We start from the raw sequence: 993 nt of genomic DNA on the forward strand, positions 1-993 counted from the left end.
GGCTATTGATTCCTGCTTAAATAATGTCCTATACTATTATCCGAGCAGTCGAGGAGGCATGATGCGTCCAGTCGGCAGTGCGGAGGAGCTGGAGCGGAAACGTCAACGCGCGATCACACTCATCGAAGAAGGCGTTACCCAAGCTGAAATTGCACGTGTTCTGGGAGTTGAGCCACGCAGTGTGCGGCGTTGGAAGCATGCGTGGAGCGAAGGGGGCCGAGAGGCGTTAGGGGCAACTCGGGCCACCGGCAGGCCTCCGCGTCTGAGCGCGCGGGACCGGCAGAAGCTGGAGAAGCAGCTGCTAAAAGGAGCTGTCTCTGCTGGTTTTCCAACGGATCTATGGACTTGCCCCCGGGTAGCTGACTACATCGAGCGAACCTTCGGGGTTCACTACCATGTCGATCATGTCTGCCGCCTGCTGCATCGGATGCACTGGAGTCCACAAAAGCCAGCTCGCAAAGCCGTTGAGCGCGATGAAGAAGCGATCCAGCAATGGGTCAAACAGGACTGGCCTGCTCTCAAAAAAAAGCGAGCCGGCTGAAAGCCTGGCTGGTTTTTCTGGATGAGAGCGGCTTTCTGCTGGCTCCCCTGGTGCGGCGCAGCTGGGCGCCTTGCGGCCAAACACCGGTGATCTATCAGCGCGGACGGCATCACAAGAAAGTCTCTGCCATCGCTGCACTATGTGTTTCGCCGGAGCGTGACGAGGTTCGACTCTACTTCCGTCTCTATCCAGGAGGGGATGTCGATTCCACACGCGTGATCCACTTCCTGCGTGCCCTCAACAACGAGTTGGCGGTCAACTGGTGCTTGATCTGGGACAGGCTCAATGCACATCGCTCCAAGCAAACCAGTCGATGGCTTGCCGATGCAGAACGCCTGCGGACTTCCTTCTTCCCTCCCTATGCCCCTGAGTTGAACCCGGTCGAGTATCTCTGGTCCTGGACCAAAATGAATCCCCTCGCCAACCGCGCCTTCTTCGACATAGACGACTTG

The 993-nt window shown here is 57.8% G+C and carries 2 protein-coding genes; both read left to right on the plus strand.

Features of this window, described 5'->3' with window-relative positions; translation table 11 throughout:
* The coding region (locus OHL21_RS00010; protein ID WP_263415195.1) for an IS630 family transposase at window positions 1–541 on the plus strand (541 nt) is incomplete at its 5' end.
* Window positions 493–993 (plus strand): IS630 family transposase (locus tag OHL21_RS00015; RefSeq protein WP_263415196.1); only part of this gene is annotated, 501 nt, incomplete at its 3' end. The genes OHL21_RS00010 and OHL21_RS00015, both read left to right, overlap by 49 nt.

The sequence above is a fragment of the Terriglobus albidus genome (assembly GCF_025685425.1).
GTDB lineage: Bacteria > Acidobacteriota > Terriglobia > Terriglobales > Acidobacteriaceae > Terriglobus > Terriglobus albidus.